We start from the raw sequence: 16257 nt of genomic DNA, 5'->3' as shown, positions 1-16257 counted from the left end.
GAGATGCCCTTGTAAGGACAGCGCGAAATGTAGCGGCTGGGCGCGAACATATCGAGCCGCGTGTCGGCGATCGGCAGATAGTGGCGCACCGGATGGCCGGTCTCGAACAGGAACACGCCGCGGCGTGAATCGGCGACCTGTTCGCCGTCGAGAATGACCTGCACGCGCCGCGACGACGGGAGGCAGTCGACCCGGCGGAACGGATCGCGGGCGTGGACGAAGATCTCCTCGTCCTCCTCGAACCAGTGTCCCATCTTGCTCCAGGTGAACGACATGTAGTCGGATATTGGCGGACAGCCCTTGACCGGATCGAGATAGCGCCAGGCCGCGTCCTCGACCAGCGTGATGCCGGTGTTGAGTGAATAGTGGGTGGCTGTGCCCTTGAACGGGTCCTCTGTCGTCGTCTTGCTCGGCAGCAGGAATTCCTCGCGAACGTCGCCGATCGGGAAGTAGTAGACCGGCAGGTGATCGGATTCGTAGAACACCAAGGCATTAGTCGTATCGGCCACGGTCATCGATCCCACCTGCACACGCAGGCGCTTCTGCGTCGGCATGGTGAAGGCTATGTAGCCCGGCTCGAATTCATACTGCACGATGGTGTCGAGCAGCGGAAAATGCGGCCCACGGCCGCGCAGATGGGGCTTGCGAATGGTAGTCTCCCGTTTTGTTTCTTTTGTCATCGGGCGCTGGCGCACGATCAGCTCAACGACACGCGGTCGAGCAGCAGGCCGGCCGCGATCGGCGGAAGGCCGCTGACATTCTTGCGCACCGGCACCAGCAGATCGGGGAAATAGCTGAAGATGACAGGCGTCTCGTCGAGCAGCAATTTCTGGATGTCAGAGGCGGCAGCGCGCTGCGCGCCGGCATCGAGCGCCTTGAGATAGCTGGTGACCATGCCATCATAGGCCGGGCTCTTGAAATGCGCCGCGTTCCAAGGGCCGTCGCTGACCAACGGGCTCTTGAGGAAGACGTTTGGCACGCTGCGATGCGCGTAGTCGGTGATGCCGAGCGGGCTGTCCAGCCAGTCCGACTGGCCGAACACCGCTTTGCCGTAATATTTGTCCTGGTCCTCGATGTTGAGCGAGATGCGCGCACCGATCTCCTTGGCGAAATTCTGGAACAATTGCGCATAGCCCGGAATGTCGGAATAGCGCAGCGTGGTCAGCGTGATGTCGAAGCCTTCGGCGAGACCCGCCGCCTCGAGCAACTGCTTGGCCTTGGCGATGTCCTGGACGCGTTGCGGCACCGACTTGTCGGTCGCCGGGAAGGCCGGCGCGAACGGGCTGTCATTGCCAGTCGCCGCCATGCCGCGGCACAAGCCGTCGACCAGCTTGGCGCGGTCGATGCACAGCGCCAGCGCCTGGCGCACGCGCTTGTCGGTGAAGGGGCCGGTGTCGCAGCGCATGTGCAACTGGCGGTGCGCGGTCGAAGCGACACGCAAGACGGTGATATCAGGACTGTTCAGCACGACCTGGCTGACATCGAGCGGGACGGCATCGAGAATGTCGACCTCGCCGGCCTGCAGCGCCAGGATGCGCGGCTGCACATCGCCGTAGAACTTGAATTCGAGCCGGTCGGGCAGCGCCTTCTCACCCCAATAGTCGGGGTTGCGGATGAAGGTCGCGCCGACCTTTGGCGTGTAGCTTTCCAACCGGAACGGTCCGGTGCCTTCGAACGTCTTTTCGTAATCGCCCTTGTAGCTCGCCGGCAGGATGACGGCGTTGTAATTGTCGATCGACACTGAATAGGGAAAGCTGCCATTCGGCGCATCGAGATGGAAGGCGACGGTGTGGTCGTCGACCTTCCCGGTGCCGCCCTTCGAAAGAAGGCCTTTGAACACCGAAAGCGCGTTGGAAGCGCCGTTGGGATCGGCCAGCCGGTCGAAGGTCGCGACGACGTCGTCGGCCTTGAAATCCTCGCCATTGTGGAATTTCACGCCCTTGCGCAGCTTGAAGGTCCACACGCTGCCATCCTCGTTCGGCGCCCAGCTCTCTGCCAGCACAGGCTTCAAAGTGAGGTCCGGCTGCGTGATGCAGAGAAACTCGGCGGTTTGGAAAACCAGCTGGTAGCTGCCGCTGTCATAGTAGGTGACGGGATCGATGGCGCCGCCCGGCGTCGCCACGCCGGCGCGCACCGTGCCGCCCGGCTTGCCCTCGGCGCGGGCCTGCTGGGTGCCGAGGCCGGCGGCCGCGACAAGGCTGCCCAGGAACGGCAAGGAAAGCCCAAGCACGCTGCCATGGCGCAGGAAGTCACGGCGGTCCATCCTGCCGGCCAGCAATTCGTCAACAGCGGAATTTTCGATTGCAGTGAGTGTTCTGCGAGCGTTGTCGATCATCCGGATTCCTCGCTTGTCTTGGGGTTCAGCCATCTAGTTCATTGTTGACTGCCGCCGGAAAGCGATATTTTTTGATAGGAGTCATCGAAATTTTCGATGCAGGAGGTGGGCATGGACACTGAGAATCTGCGCAGCTTTCTCGAAGTCGCCACCCATGGCAGCTTCACCGTCGCGGCCAGCCGGCTCAACCTCGCCCAGTCCACCGTCAGTGCGCGGATCAGGGGGCTGGAGGAGCAGTTGGGCCGCCGGCTTTTCGTGCGCGACCGCGATGGCGTCACGCTGACGCCGGCCGGCCGGCAGTTCCTGCCGCATGCCTCGTCGATCACCCGCACCTGGGAGCAATCGCGGCAGGACATCGCCGTTCCCGATGGTTACGAGACCTTGCTGCGGCTGACCGCGCCGGCCTATCTGTGGGACCGCATCACCTCGCCATGGGTCGAGTGGATGCGCGCCAGGCGGCCGAACGTGGCGCTGCGGCTGGAGGGCAGCTTTCCGGACTCGGCGATCGACCAGCTGGCGGAAGGCCTGCTCGACATCTGCATCCTCTATCTGCCGCGACCGCATCCCGGCATTGTCTACGAGACGCTGGCCGTCGATCAGGTCGTGCTCGTCCAGCACGCCGCACAGACCAAGCCATGGACCGAAAACTATATCCTGATGGACTGGGGGCTGGAGTTCCGCATCGAGCACGACCGCGCCTTTGCCGGCATGGTCAAGCCGGCGATTTCGGCCGGGCTGGTCTTCATCGGGCTTCAGCACGTGCAGTCGCAGCAGGCCGCCGCCTATCTGCCGCTCAGTGCCGTCAGCGGTCATATCGAGCGCGGCGAGATGCGGCGCATCGACAACGCTCCGGTATTCCAACGGCCGATCTACCTCGCCTATCCCTCGAATCCCGTGTCTTCGGATGTTCTGGATGTCGCGCTCACAGGCCTGCGCACGCTGGCCAGGACTGGGCCGAAGGGCAGGGTTTTTCAGAAGGTGACCGTGCTCTCAGCATGGCCGGCCAGATCTGACCGGCCAAGCCACGCGAGCGAGAGCGCTATGCCGGCTCGGTCACGACCGCTCTCTGCAGCCTGGCCAGTTCGGCGTAAGGAATGTGGCAGCGGATCGAATGGCCGGGCTGGGCCTCGCCGAGTGGCGGCTCCTGCTGTTCGCAGATCGGGCCGATCTTGCGCGGGCAGCGCGTGTGGAACACGCAGCCCGAAGGCGGATTGGTGGCGCTGGGGATTTCGCCGTCGAGACGAATGCGTGCCGTCTCGGTCTGGTCGAGTTTGGGCACCGCCGACAAAAGCGCCTCGGTATAGGGGTGATGCGGTCCGGAAAAGACGTCTTCCGATGGCCCAAGTTCCATGATGCGGCCGAGATAGAGCACGGCGATCTTGTCGGAGAGGTAACGCACCACGGCAAGGTCGTGCGAGATGAAGATGTAGCTGACGTCTTCCTTCGACTGCAGGTCGGCGAGCAGATTGAGGATGGCAGCCTGCACCGAAACGTCGAGCGCCGAGGTCGGTTCGTCGCAGACGACGATGCGCGGGTCGCCGGCGAAGGCGCGCGCGATGGCGACGCGCTGCTTCAGGCCGCCGGAGAGCTGGCGTGGCTTGACCGCAAGATGGCGGTCGGTGAGCCGGACCGAGCGGACAAGGTCATTGAGGCGCGACTCCAGCGCCTTGCCGGAGAGGCCGGCCAGCCGCTTCAGCGCCCGGCCGATCAGGTGGCGGATCGAATGCGAGCGGTTGAGTGCGGAGTCCGGATTCTGGAAGACGATCTGCATCGCCTTGATCTGGTCGTCGCTGCGGTTCTCCAGCCTGGGCGCCAGCGCCTTGCCCTCGAGTTCGATGGTGCCGCCGTCATCGGGCGGCACCAAGCCGAGCAGCAGCCTGGCGAAGGTCGTCTTGCCGCTGCCGGACTCACCGACCAGCCCGAGCGTCTCGCCGGGTCGCAAATCGAGCGAGACATCCTTGACGGCGCGCAGTGCCTGGCCATGGCTGGCATAGGTCTTGTTCAGCCCGGCGACGCGCAGCACCGGTGCGGCTGCCGCCTTTGGGACAGGCGCCACATCGCTCGGTGTCTCGCGCGGCAGCGCCTGCGCCTTGTCGTGATGGAAGCAGCGCGACAGCCGGCCGCCCAGATCGTAGAGCGGTGGCAATTCGCTGCGGCAGCGATCGTCGGCGAGCGCGCAGCGATCGGCGAAGGCGCAGCCCTTGATGTCGGCCCCGATGCCGGGCAGGAAACCCGGAATGGTGTCGAGCCGGCCCTGATCCTTGCGTTGGCCCCCGCGCGGCAGGCAGCGCAGCAGCGCCACCGTATAGGGATGGCGCGGATCGTTGAACACGACCTCCGTTGGTCCTTCCTCGACCAGCATGCCGGCATAGAGCACGCCCACTCGGTCGCACATGTTGGAAACGACGGCGAGGTTGTGGCTGATGAACAGGATAGAGGCCGACAGTTCCTGCCTGAGCTGTGCGATCAGGTCGAGCACTTCGGCCTCCACCGTCGCATCGAGGCCGGTGGTCGGCTCGTCGAGGATCAGCATCGACGGATCGTTGGCCAGCGCCATGGCAATCGCCACGCGTTGCTGCATGCCGCCGGAAAGCTGGTGCGGGTAGCGCTGCATGACGCTGACGGGGTCGGAGATGCGCACGCGGTTCAGCATCGCAATCGCCCGGTCGGTGGCCGCTCGTCCCGAAACGCCGCCGAGTTCAAAAATCTCGGTCAGCTGACGGCCGACGCGGATCGATGGGTTCAGCGCCTTGCCTGGGTCCTGATAGACCATGGAGACGCTTTCCGCGCGCGCCCGCCTGAGCGCTTCGGCGTCAAGTTTCATCACGTTCTGGCCGTCGAGCGAGATCGCGCCGCCGGTGATCGAGCCATTTCTCGGCAGATAGCGCACGACGGTGAGCGCCACTGTCGACTTGCCGCAACCGGATTCGCCGACCAGCCCATAGGCTTCGCCCTGGCCGATGGTGAGGCTGAGGTTGCGTAGCACGGCGCGATTGCGGCCGGCGACGCGGTAGGCAACCGAAAGATCGGTGAGTTCGAGTGCGTTTTCGGCCTTGGCGGAGTTAGTCATTGAGCGCTCCGTGAACGCCGTCGGCCGCCAGATTGACGCCGATCACCAGCGAAGCGATGGCGAGCGCATCGAACAGCACCGTCCACCAGAAGCCGCCGCCGATCATGCCGTAATTGTTGGAGATCGAGAGCCCCCAGTCGGGTGAGGGCGGCTGGATGCCGAAACCCATGAAGGAGAGCGTGGCGACCGCGAAAATGGCGTAGCCGAGCCGCACGGTGGTTTCGACCAGGATCGGCGGGATGACGTTGGGCAGGATCTCGACGAACATCGTATGCAGTGCACTTTCATGCCGAAGCTGTGCGGCGGCGACATAGTCGAGTTCGCGCTCGGCCAGCACCGCCGAGCGCACGGTGCGCGCAATGATCGGCGCGAAGCTCAGGCCGATGACGACGATGACCGTGGTTTTGGAGGTGCCGAGCGCGACGATGGCCAGCAGCGCGACGATGACCACCGGGATCGCCATGAAGGCTTCCAGGATGCGGCTGACGACATCGTCGACGAGACCGCGAAAATAGCCGGTAAGGAGGCCGAGCCCCGTGCCGGCCACTGTCGCCAGCAAGGTTGCCAGCGGTGCGACGGTCAGGATGTCGCGCGAACCGACGATGACGCGCGAGAAGACGTCGCGGCCGATCTGGTCGGTGCCGAACCAGTGTTCGGAAGAGGGCGGCGCCAGCGCGTTGATGATGTCGTCGGCGAGCGGATCGTAAGGTGCGAAATGCTCGCCGAACAGCGCACAGGCAACCCAGAACAGCACGATGGCGAAACCGACAAGGAATGTGCGCGAGCGCAGCAGCGAGTAAAAGACCTCCGCCAGCGGGCCGCGCCGGCGTGTGTCGTCTGGTGTCGGAGAGCTGGTTTGGACGGCGCTCATTGATCTGACCCCAGACGGATACGCGGATTGAGCACGGAATAGAGGAAGTCGGCCATAAGGGTGGCCACGGCATAGACGATGCCGATGGTGAGGATGCCCGACTCCAGCATCGGGAAGTCCTTGCCGCGCGCGGCGGTGAAGATCAGCGAGCCGATGCCCTGATAGCGAAACAGCGTTTCGATGACGACAAGGCCGCCGATGAGGTAGCCGGTCTGCGTCGCGATGACGGTGATGGTCGGCAGCAGCGCATTGCGCAGCACATGCCGCCAGATCACCGTGCGCCAGGGCAGGCCCTTCAGCACGGCCGTTCGCGTGTAGTCGGAATCGAGCGCCTCGATCATGCCGGAGCGTGCCATGCGGGCGATGTAGCCGAACAGCACCAGGAACAGCGGCAGCGAGGGCAGGATCAGGTAATAGAGCTGTGTGAAGAAGCCGGCGTCGCGCGGCCATGCGGCCGATATCGGCAGCCAGCGCAGCCAGACACCAAAGATCAGGATCAGGATGATGCCGGTGACGAATTCCGGCAGCACCGTCACCGACAGGCCGCCGAGACTGATGATGCGGTCGAGCGGGCGGTTGAGGTTGAGCGCTGCGACGACGCCGCCGAGGATGCCGATCGGCACCACGAGCACGAAGGCGACCGCTGCCAGCTTCATCGAATTGCCCAGTGCATCGATGACGAAAGGCGCGACCGGCGAGCGGAAGATGTAGGACGTACCCATGTCGCCCTGGACGAAGTTGGAGATCCAGCTCCAGTATTGCGTTAGCAGCGGGCGATCGACGCCGAGCGTGTGATTGAGCGCGTCGACCGCGCGCTGGTCGGCGAACGGGCCCAATATGGCGCGCCCGACATTGCCGGGCAGCACCTGGCCGCCCAGGAACACCATGATGCTGAGCAGGAACAGCGTGACGAGCGACAGCGAGACACGCCGGACAAGGAAGGAGAGAATGGCTAGGACTCCTTGTGGAGCCAGCCCCCATGCGGGAGCTGGCTGTTAGAGGATTGGCTTTCCCTTCCGTTCAGGCCTTCGATGCCTTATCGAGGAACAGCTGCGACATGGCGGTCGGCTGCACGCCGGCCACACCCTTCGCCGTCGCCGTCAGATAGTCATAGAAATAGCCGAAGATGACAGGCGTTTCCTCGAGCAGCAGCTTCTGGATCTTGCCGGCGTCGGCCTTCTGTGCCTCGAGGTCGAGGGCCGCGATGTAGCTGGTCGCCAGCGCGTCATAGTCCTTGTTCTTGAAGTGTGCCGCGTTCCAGGTGCCTTCACTCTTCAGCGGTGCCGCGAGATAGACGTTCGGCACGCCGCGGTGACCATAGTCGGTGATGCCCATCACCGAATCCAGCCAGTTCGACTTGCCGAACACCGCGTCTCCGTAATAGCCGCTTTGGTCGAGGATGTTGAGGTCGAGTTGGACACCGATCTCCTTGACCCAGTTTTGGATCAGCTGGGCGTATTCGGGGATTTCCAGGTAGCGTTCGGTGGTCAGGGTTATCTTGAAGCCCTGGCCAAGGCCGGCTGCTTCCATGAGCTGCTTGGCCTGGGCGATATCCTGCTTGCGTTGCGGCACGCTCGTATCGGTCGAAGGATAGACGGCGGCGAACGGGCTGTCATTGCCTAGAGCGGAGCGTCCCTTCATCAGGCCGGCGGCCAGCTTGTCGCGATCGAGGCAGAGCGCAATGGCACGGCGCACGCGCGCATCCTTCAACGGACCCTCGTCGCAGCGCATGTGCAGTTGCTGATGGGCCGACGACTTCAGGCTGATGATGTCGACGTTCGGATCGTTGAGCAGAGCGACGCCGGCCAGCACGGGCATCTGGTTGATGATGTCGACCTGTCCGCCCTGCAGCGCCAGGATCTGCGGCTGCATATCGGTGAAGAAGGTGAATTCGGTGCGTTCCGGCAGTGCCTTCGGACCCCAATAGTCTTCGTTGCGGACGAAGGAGGCGCCGACCTTTGCCGTGTATTTCTCTATTCTGAACGGCCCGGTGCCGTCGAAGCTCTTCTCGTAGTCGCCCTTGTAACTCGCCGGGATGATGACGGCGTTGTAGTTGTCGGACGACAGCATGTAGGGGAAGTTGCCGTTCGGCGCATCGAGGTGGAATTCCACCGTGTAGTCGTCGACCTTCTTGGAGGCGCCCTTCTGCAGGATGCCGTTGAACACCGACAGCGCGTTGGACGAGTTTGCCGGATCGGCAAGGCGGTCGATGCTGGCCACGACGTCCTCGGCCTTCATCTCGCCGCCGCTGTGGAATTTTACGCCCTTGCGCAGCTTGAAGGTCCAAACCGTGCCGTTGTCGTTCGGCTTCCAGCTCTCGGCCAGCGCCGGCTGCAGCACCAGATCGGGACCGTCGACGCAGAGAAACTCGGCAACCTGCTGCATGACAAGCAAGCCGCCGGCGTCGGCAATGGTGACCGGGTCGATCGTCGCTGCCGGCACGCTGCTGGCGACACGGATGGTGGCGCCGGGCGCGCCCTGGGCGCGCGCCAGCGACGGCATGCCGCCGAGGCCGGCTGCCATGCCGATACGGCCCAGCAGCGGCAGCGACAGGCCGAGCAGGCTGCCGTGACGGACGAAGTCGCGGCGGCTGACACGACCGTCGACAAGGCCGTCGATCAGGTGATTTTCAAGCGGCGTGCGATTGCGCCGGATCAGGTCGAGAATGCTGTAGTTCTTGCTCATGGGTTTTTACCCTTTCCCCTATTTCTTATGGTTGACGAAATTTCGTGGATTGCTCCATTTTCCCGCCGCCAGAGAGGCCTGTCGACAGGAACCTTAGCATGCGGTTTTGTCCGGTCCATCCAGTCGTGGCGTGGACGCGCCGGCTTCCTGGCTGCACTGCTTCCGCCGTCTAGTTCAGCGGCAAACGGCGATAGGTTCCGGGTTTTGCCGGGTCGTGATACTTGTTGCACGGTCCTTTCTCGGTAAAGTCTCTGTGACAGGCAGCGAGGTTCTTGCGCGACAAGGTGACGCCGAGACCGGGACCTTCCGGAACGCGCACGAAATTGTTTCTCGGCGAAAACGGCCCTTCCTCGGTGACATCCATCGGCAGCATGCGAAACAGCGACTGGTTCGGCTCCCTGATCCAACCAAGTGCCGCGCACAGGTGCAGATAGGCGGCACTGCCGATGCCGCTGTCGCCGCTGTAGCACCAGAAATCGATGCCGGCGTGCTCGCAGGCGCCAACGAAGCGCAGTAGCCGGCCGATGCCGCCATGCGTCGTCGGGTTGCCGACGAACGCGTCCGGAACCTTGGTTTCCATGGCGCGCGCAATGTCGATGTTGTGGGTCGAGAACGGGATCGAGCAATGGCGCCGCAATTCGCGCATCTCCTCGATGGTCGCCACCGGGTCCTCCCAGTTGCGCACCCCGAGCTCTTCCAGCGGCCGCGCCAGCCGCCGCGCGGTGCTGAGTGAATAAGCCTGGTTGGAATCGATGCGGATCATCGCATCGTCGCCGAGTTTACGGCGGATCAGCTCGACCATTTTTAACGAGATTTTCGGATCATCGGTCGAGAACTTGCCTTCGAAGAAGGTCGTTCCGTGCGTCTCGTGCAATTCGACGCAATAATCGGCGACTTCTTCCGGCGTCGTCTCGCCCTTCACCTTTGGTCCATCACCGCGCAGCGAAAAATAGTCGGTGAACGGGATATCCTTGCGCACAGCGCCGCCAAGCAACTGGTAGAGCGGTTGGTTCCACGCCTTGCCGCGCAGGTCCCACAAAGCCATCTCGATGGCGCCGAAAGCCATGATGCGGGTGCGGTCGTTGATCGACTGCACGCCGGTCCAGAAGGGCAGGCAGACATGCTCGGCGCCGGCGATGTCGAAGGCATCGCGCCCGACCAGCCGTGGCGCCAGGACATCGTTGATGATCGCGGCCGCCGCCGGCGTCGGCGCTTCGCCGAGGCCAATCAAGCCATCCTCCGTCTCGACTTCAACAATGGTCGGCGAAAAGCCGTCGAGTTCGCCGAACACCCAGGCATAGGGCGCTTCGAGGCGCAGATTGATCGGCGTGGCTTTGATGCTGCGGATCTTCATCTCAGCGGCCGACCTCGAAGAAAGGCTTGCCCAGCAGGTCGGGAACGACATCAATGCCAAGGCCGGGGCCATCTGGAACGCCCATGCGGCTGCCGGTGACCGGCGGCATGTTCGACGCCGTGCGCACCGTCACCCATTCATGGAAGGCGATGGCATGCAGCCGGCGCTCTTCCGGCGTCGACAACGACAGATGCGCCATGGCCGCGGTGTCGATCTCGGCGCCGCCCGTGTCCTCGACCGTGATCATGAAGCCGAGGTCGACGGCAACGTCGCGGATCTGGCGCGTCTTCGTCACCCCGCCAAGGCGCGAGATCTTCAGGGTCAGCCCGTCGGCCGCACCCAGGCGATGAATTTCCAGCATCGCCTCGAGCGAGGTGACGGATTCGTCGAGCACCATCGGCTTGTCGAGCATGCGGCGCACCGACATGTTTTCATCGATCGTGGTGCAGGGCTGCTCGAACGTGTAGTCGATGCTGCGCGTCGCGCCGGCGAACTGGCGCGCCTGATAGGGCGTCCAGCCGGCATTGGCGTCGCAGAAGATGACCGTGCCTTTCGGCACCGAGGCGGCGACCGCGGTGACACGCTCGATGTCGTCATGCACATTGCCGCCGACCTTGACCTGTAGCCGGTGGAAGCCGTCCTTGACGATGCGCTTGGCCAGCGCGGCCATGGCGTCGACGCTGCCGTGCGTGACGACCTTATAGAGTTCTGCGGTGTCGCTTTCCTTGCCGCCGAGCAGCGTGACCAGCGGCACGTCGGCGGCGCGCCCCGCCAGATCCCAGCAGGCCATGTCGAGCGCCGACTTGATGTAGGGATGACCCTTGAACACCGTGTCCATCAGCCGGCCGATGCTGGCTAGTCCGCGTGGATCATGGCCGATCAGATGCGGCGCGATCTCGACCACCCCGGCGCGAACGCCGGCCGGGAAGGCTGCCGAGTAAAAATTGCCGAGCGGCGCCATCTCGCCCCAGCCGGTGATACCGCTGTCTGATGCAATGGACACGATCACCGCGTCGAAAGCGTCGGCCTCGCGCCCCTTCGACATGCGGTATGGCCCGTCCACGAAGGGCTGCACGACATGGTAGGCCTTGATGGTTTCGATCTGCACGTGTCTTGTCCGCTGTCTGTGATGGTGGGGAACGGGTCAGGCGCCCCTCGACGGGCGTTGTTCGAGGCCGCGCGCATAGGCAAGCAACTCCTCGAAATCGAGATCGATGTGCTCCCTGGCATGGCGCTGGGCTGCACGCATGTCCTTGCCCTTCAGCAACCGCACATAGGTTTCGTGAACATCTTCGGCCGGCACCGGCTCATTGCGGGCATGCTGGTGGAGCGCAAAATACATCTGCAGCCGGCTGGTCAGCCGCTGCCAGGTTTCCAGCAGCACCGAATTGTCGGCCCATTCGTAGATCAGGCCATGCAGTTGCAGCGCGGTTTCGATTTGGCGTGTCGTGTCCAACGCACGGGTCGCCTGCTTCACGGCTTCGTGACGCCGGTCGAGCTCGTCGAAGAAGCGCTGGTCGCGCAGCGGCCACGCCCGCTCGATGGCCAGCTCGTCCATCACCTTGTTGAACGAATAGGCATCGTCGATGTCCTTGGCTGTGACCTCGATGACGAAGGTGCCGGCATAGGGGATGCTGGTCAGGATGCCTTCCTGGACCAGTTCGCGCATTGCCTCGCGCAACGGCGCGCGGCTGACCCGCATCTGTTCGGAAATCCGCAGCTCGTTGAGCTTCTGGCCGGGTGCGAGCTGCCCGGTCAGGATCGCGCGCCGCAACAGCGCGACGATCTCGGCGCGTCGCGTCGTGTCCGCAATCGGACTGAAATCCGCTTTCGCCATTCGGCCACTCCCAGGGAAATCGAAAGCAAGACAAGCAGATTGTCGACAATCTAACAAGAGGTCATCTTCGGATTCTTGGGGGCCGTTGGCATGTCGGCCTTTCGGTCTCAGGCGGCACGGCCGTAGAAGCCGACCCGCTCCTCGGGGCTGAACATCACGCCGGGCTTTTCATAGTAGGAAAACACCGCGATCATGCGCTCGCGCTCGCCTTCGACCGTGGTGACGCGATGCGCGGTGTTTTTGCCGCGGAAGACATTCAGCGTGCCGGGCTTCATGCGCAGGATCTTTGCATCGGGGTCGCGCCCGTCCAGCAGCCTTGCGACGCCGTCATAGTTGGGATTGCCGTCAGATCGCAGATCGGTGCGGTATTCGAGGTCGCCGCCGTATTCCGCTGCCTGCAGCAGCAGCGTCGTCGTGAATTCGGAACGATCGAAATGCCAGTTCAAAGCCTCGCCGGCGCGATAGGCCATGACATTGGTTCGCGCCAGCGGATCCTGCATGACATGCAGCCTGGTCTTGCCCATCGTCGCTGCCAGGAAGCGCAGTAGCGGTTCGTATTCGTAGATGGCGAGCACGACACTGCCAGGAATCTGGTCGGCACAGACGGTGTGGCTGATGGTCTCCACCTTGCGCAGCGCCGGATGGTCGGAGACGGCAAAAAAATCTTTCTCTCAACGTCGAAAATAATTAAGATTGAGCAAGAAAAACTTATGGATCTGTTGTGGAACGGTTGCCGCCGCTGAATGCGATCAAGGCTTTTGAAGTTGCCGCCCGTGCCGGCAGCTTCACCTTGGCCGCTTCTGAACTCGGCGTGTCCTCTGCAGCGGTCAGCCAGCAGATACGCAATCTTGAGAACTGGTTCGGCAAGCAATTGTTCGTGCGCACCGGCAACCGCATCGCGCTCACCGATGCCGGCCACGCCATCTATCCACAGACGGCGAAGGCGCTAGGAGACATCGCCGCCATAGGCCAGCGCATGCTGGAGGGCGGGATGCGGACGCGCCTGGTCGTCAGCGTGCCGTTCTCGCTGGCCGAACTGTGGCTGGCGCCGAGGCTGGCGGTACTTCTCGATGCCTTTCCGCAGATGGCGATCGACGTTCGGGTCGAGGACGATCCGGTCGACCTGATGCGCCAGAACATCGACCTGCGCATCAGCTATGGCGATTATCACTATCCCGGATTGAAACTCGTCCGTCTCGTCCATGACGACGTCCTGCCTGTCTGCGCACCGGAATTCTGGCACCGGCACGGCAATGGCGATACCAGTCTGGCGGATTTGCACGAGAGCCAGTTCATCCACACCAATTGGGGGCCGAACTATGCCTCGCACCCGACCTGGGCTGACTGGTTTGCGGCCTCCGGCGGCAGCCGCTCACCCAACCCGTCGCACGGGCGGCGCGTCGGCCTGTCCAGCCTTGCGATCGCCTCGGCAAGGCTGGGCCTGGGCATCGCGCTTGGCCAGCGGGTCATGGCGCGCGCCGATCTGGCGGCCGGTCGGCTGATTGCGCTCTCCTCCGTCTCGGTGCGCCTCGGGCATCCCTACTGTGCATTCATGCCGCCGGCCAAGGCCGACCGCGCCGATGTTGCCGGTCTGGTGGAACTGCTCAGTCGAGCGGCGCCCGCGACCTGTGGGAAGGTCGGGGCGCCGCGCTGAAGCCGGGTCCTGACGGGGGTGTTCAGGTGGCCGGCTTTTCCGGTATCGGCGATACAGGCGCTCCGGGTCCGATCTTCTGCAGATTGCCCGTGATCACCTGGTCGCCCTCGGCGACGCCGCTGAGGATGGCGACCTGACCGCCGCTCGTCGGTCCGAGCGAAACCAGCCGCTGGTCGACCGTGTTGTCCTTGCCGACGACATAGAGATATTTGCCGAGCTGGCTCGAGCCCAGCGCCGTCTGCGGCACCATCAGCGCGTCGGCCTGCTCTCTCACATGCAGCCGGACACGAACATATTGGCCGGGCAGCAGCGTGAACTTGCCGTTACCGATCGTTGCGCGCGCCGTGATCGTGCCGGTCGAGCGGTCGACCGAATTGTCGATGAAGGTAAGCTCGCCCTTCTGGCTGGCCTCGGTCTGGCCGGGGAGCAGCACCTCCACTTCGATCGGGCCGTTCGCACGGGCTTGCTCGATCTCGGCCAGATCCGTCTCGCTCGGGTTGAAGGTGACGTAGATCGGATCGAGTTGCACCAGCGTGTTGAGCACGGTGCCGGCAACGCTGACCAGCGTTCCGACCGAAGCCTGGTTGCGGCCGAGACGCCCGGCAAACGGCGCCCGGATTTCGGCGTAGCTCAAATTGAGCTCTGCCGTGCGGACCGCCGCTTGGTTGACCGCCAGCGACGCCTGTGCCTCGCGCAAGGTGCTGGTGCGCTGGTCGAAGCCGTCCTTGGCGAGGTAGCCGCTCTTGGCGAGCTCGGTGCCGCGACCGAGGTTGGAGCGGGCATAGTCGAGCGTCGCCGTATCGCGCTGCACTTGCGCCTTGGCCTGGTCGAGAGCCGCCTGGAAGTCGTCAGGCGAGATTTTGTAGAGAAGGTCGCCTTGCCGGACGTCGACGCCGTCGGCTGCGGTCTGCTCCTGCAGATAGCCCGGAATCCTGGCCTGCAAGGTGATGCTGCGGATCGGTTCCGTCCGCGCGGCATAGTCCAGGTAGATCGGGATCGTCTTCTTGACGACACTAACCACCGGCACCGGCATGACGAATGCCGCCGGAGCAGGCGTCGCCGCGGCCGTGCCGGCATTGAGGCTGAGGTTGCCCATGTCGAGCAGGTGGACGCTGGCCACCGAGATCGCTCCCAGCGCGACGGCCGTTCCCAACGCGATTTTCCATTTACGCATGATCAGTCTCCAATCTTATTCGGCCGCTTCCGCCAGGGGGCGCAAGGCGGGCTCAGTCGTTGGTTCATTGTCTTGAGAGGCGGGCTCGTCATTGCCGCGGCGTTCGCGCAGCTGTTCGATGACCGCGTAGAACACCGGCACGAACACCAGCGACAGGGTGGTCGCCGCGACCATGCCGCCGAACACGGTGGTGCCGATCGACTGCCGGCTTGCCGCACCGGCGCCGGTCGCAAACATCAGCGGCAGCACGCCGAGGATGAAGGCGAAGGCCGTCATCAGGATCGGCCGCAGCCTGAGCCGTGCCGCCTCCATCGCCGCGTCGACGATGCTGAGGCCTTCTTCGCGCCGTCGCCTTGCGAACTCGACGATCAGGATCGCGTTCTTGGCCGCCAGGCCGATCAGCATGACAAAGCCTATCTGCGAGTAGACGTCGATCTGCATGCCACGCAGCAACAGGGCCACGAAGGCGCCGAACAGGGCCAGTGGCACCGCCAACAGCACCATGAACGGCATCGCCCAGCTCTCATACTGCATCGCCAGGATCAGGAAGACGAAGACGATGGCGAGGCCGAAGACGACGGACGCGATCGATCCTGCCTTGAGCTCCTGGAAGGTGATGCCGGTCCATTCGAAACCGAAATCCCTTGGCAGCGCAATGGCGGCGGCCCGTTCCATCGCGGCAACCGCCTGGCCCGAGGAAAAGCCGGGTGCGGCACCGCCATTGATCGAGGCCGAGGCATTGTTGTTGTAATGCGGCACGGTCTCCGGGCCGACGAAGGGCACGAGTTTGCCCAGCGTCGAGAGCGGCACCATGCCGCCGGAGGCATTGCGCACATAGAGCCGCGAAATGTCGGCGGCACCCGCACGTGCATCCTTGTCGGCCTGGATGGTCACCCGGAAGGTGCGGCCGAACAGGTTGAAGTCGTTGACGTAGAGCGAGCCGAGATAGATCTGCAGCGTGTTGAAGACATCGGGCAGATTGAGGCCGAGCAGCTTGGCCTTGCTGCGGTCGAGGTCGTAGTTGAACTGCGGCGTCGAGGTCGAGAATGGCGAGAACAGCTGCTGTGGGTTGATTTCCGGCTGCTTGCGCGCCTCGGCGATCACGGCTTGCGTCGCATCGTTGAGGGCTGAACTGCCGCGGCCGGTCAAATCCTCGACGACGAATTCGAAGCCGCCTGTGGTGCCGATACCCGGGATAGAGGGCGGATCGAAGCTCAGCGCGAAAGCTTCAGGGATCTGCATCAGCTTGCCGCGCACATCGGCGACGAGCTTCGACG

General features: G+C 63.8%; 13 protein-coding genes and 1 pseudogene. 2 read left to right on the top strand and 12 right to left on the bottom strand.

The features are described from left to right. Positions 1-701: DUF427 domain-containing protein (locus tag EN749_RS14140; RefSeq protein WP_189367510.1), on the bottom strand; the 701-nt coding region annotated here is incomplete at its 3' end. Then, positions 698-2335, bottom strand: coding sequence for an ABC transporter substrate-binding protein (locus EN749_RS14135; RefSeq protein ID WP_245491391.1), 1638 nt, complete (start codon positions 2333-2335; stop codon positions 698-700). The genes EN749_RS14140 and EN749_RS14135, both read right to left, overlap by 4 nt. Positions 2336-2446: 111 nt before the next feature. On the opposite strand from EN749_RS14135, the pseudogene EN749_RS14130 reads away from it, so the two are divergent. Then, positions 2447-3348 (top strand): annotated as a pseudogene (locus EN749_RS14130) (LysR family transcriptional regulator). A gap of 26 nt (positions 3349-3374) precedes the next feature. Here the strand turns inward: EN749_RS14130 and EN749_RS14125 are convergent. The 8 genes from EN749_RS14125 to EN749_RS14090 form a co-directional block, all read right to left on the bottom strand. Continuing rightward, positions 3375-5405, bottom strand: coding sequence for an ABC transporter ATP-binding protein (locus tag EN749_RS14125; RefSeq protein WP_128363356.1), 2031 nt, complete (start codon positions 5403-5405; stop codon positions 3375-3377). Then, positions 5398-6276 carry an ABC transporter permease gene (locus EN749_RS14120; protein ID WP_128363355.1) on the bottom strand — a complete coding sequence of 293 codons (879 nt, stop codon included), beginning with the start codon at positions 6274-6276 and terminating at the stop codon, positions 5398-5400. The genes EN749_RS14125 and EN749_RS14120 overlap by 8 nt, the downstream gene beginning before the upstream one ends. Then, positions 6273-7226: an ABC transporter permease gene (locus EN749_RS14115; protein ID WP_128363354.1), complete on the bottom strand. Its 954-nt coding sequence runs from the start codon at positions 7224-7226 to the stop codon at positions 6273-6275. The genes EN749_RS14120 and EN749_RS14115 overlap by 4 nt, the downstream gene beginning before the upstream one ends. Before the next feature lie 70 nt (positions 7227-7296). After that, on the bottom strand, positions 7297-8961 hold the full coding sequence (locus EN749_RS14110) for an ABC transporter substrate-binding protein (RefSeq protein WP_127811046.1): 1665 nt from the start codon (positions 8959-8961) through the stop codon (positions 7297-7299). A 169-nt stretch (positions 8962-9130) separates the two neighbouring features. Further along, entirely contained in the window at positions 9131-10315 is a 1185-nt protein-coding gene (locus EN749_RS14105; protein ID WP_128363353.1) for a mandelate racemase/muconate lactonizing enzyme family protein, read from the bottom strand. Position 10316: 1 nt separating this feature from the next. Continuing rightward, on the bottom strand, positions 10317-11423 hold the full coding sequence (locus tag EN749_RS14100; RefSeq protein ID WP_128288798.1) for a mandelate racemase/muconate lactonizing enzyme family protein: 1107 nt from the start codon (positions 11421-11423) through the stop codon (positions 10317-10319). Positions 11424-11459: 36 nt separating this feature from the next. After that, positions 11460-12152, bottom strand: coding sequence for a GntR family transcriptional regulator (locus EN749_RS14095; protein WP_023808713.1), 693 nt, complete (start codon positions 12150-12152; stop codon positions 11460-11462). A gap of 107 nt (positions 12153-12259) precedes the next feature. Continuing rightward, the gene (locus tag EN749_RS14090) at positions 12260-12778 is read right to left on the bottom strand and encodes a 2OG-Fe(II) oxygenase (RefSeq protein ID WP_245491387.1); all 519 of its coding nucleotides are present in this window, start codon (positions 12776-12778) and stop codon (positions 12260-12262) included. A 95-nt stretch (positions 12779-12873) separates the two neighbouring features. Between EN749_RS14090 and EN749_RS14085 the strand changes: the two genes are divergently transcribed. Next, the gene (locus EN749_RS14085; protein WP_127811042.1) at positions 12874-13806 is read left to right on the top strand and encodes a LysR substrate-binding domain-containing protein; all 933 of its coding nucleotides are present in this window, start codon (positions 12874-12876) and stop codon (positions 13804-13806) included. A gap of 22 nt (positions 13807-13828) precedes the next feature. On the opposite strand, the gene EN749_RS14080 is transcribed toward EN749_RS14085, so the two are convergent. Both EN749_RS14080 and EN749_RS14075 read right to left on the bottom strand, forming a co-directional pair. Then, the gene (locus tag EN749_RS14080; protein ID WP_127320305.1) at positions 13829-14980 is read right to left on the bottom strand and encodes an efflux RND transporter periplasmic adaptor subunit; all 1152 of its coding nucleotides are present in this window, start codon (positions 14978-14980) and stop codon (positions 13829-13831) included. Between the two features lie 15 nt (positions 14981-14995). Then, the coding region (locus tag EN749_RS14075; RefSeq protein ID WP_145990917.1) for an efflux RND transporter permease subunit at positions 14996-16257 on the bottom strand (1262 nt) is incomplete at its 5' end.

The organism is Mesorhizobium sp. M7A.F.Ca.ET.027.02.1.1 (assembly GCF_004022985.1).
Lineage (GTDB): Bacteria > Pseudomonadota > Alphaproteobacteria > Rhizobiales > Rhizobiaceae > Mesorhizobium.
This window is presented reverse-complemented; position numbering and strand designations above follow the sequence as displayed.

What these genes read in the sequence shown, in the direction of transcription:
- EN749_RS14095 (WP_023808713.1), bottom strand. Translation starts at nt 12,152, where the DNA reads ATGGCGAAAGCGGATTTCAGTCCGATTGCGGACACGACGCGACGCGCC.
- EN749_RS14110 (WP_127811046.1), bottom strand. Translation starts at nt 8,961, where the DNA reads ATGAGCAAGAACTACAGCATTCTCGACCTGATCCGGCGCAATCGCACG.
- EN749_RS14120 (WP_128363355.1), bottom strand. Translation starts at nt 6,276, where the DNA reads ATGAGCGCCGTCCAAACCAGCTCTCCGACACCAGACGACACACGCCGG.
- EN749_RS14135 (WP_245491391.1), bottom strand. Translation starts at nt 2,335, where the DNA reads ATGATCGACAACGCTCGCAGAACACTCACTGCAATCGAAAATTCCGCT.
- EN749_RS14125 (WP_128363356.1), bottom strand. Translation starts at nt 5,405, where the DNA reads ATGACTAACTCCGCCAAGGCCGAAAACGCACTCGAACTCACCGATCTT.
- EN749_RS14080 (WP_127320305.1), bottom strand. Translation starts at nt 14,980, where the DNA reads ATGCGTAAATGGAAAATCGCGTTGGGAACGGCCGTCGCGCTGGGAGCG.
- EN749_RS14105 (WP_128363353.1), bottom strand. Translation starts at nt 10,315, where the DNA reads ATGAAGATCCGCAGCATCAAAGCCACGCCGATCAATCTGCGCCTCGAA.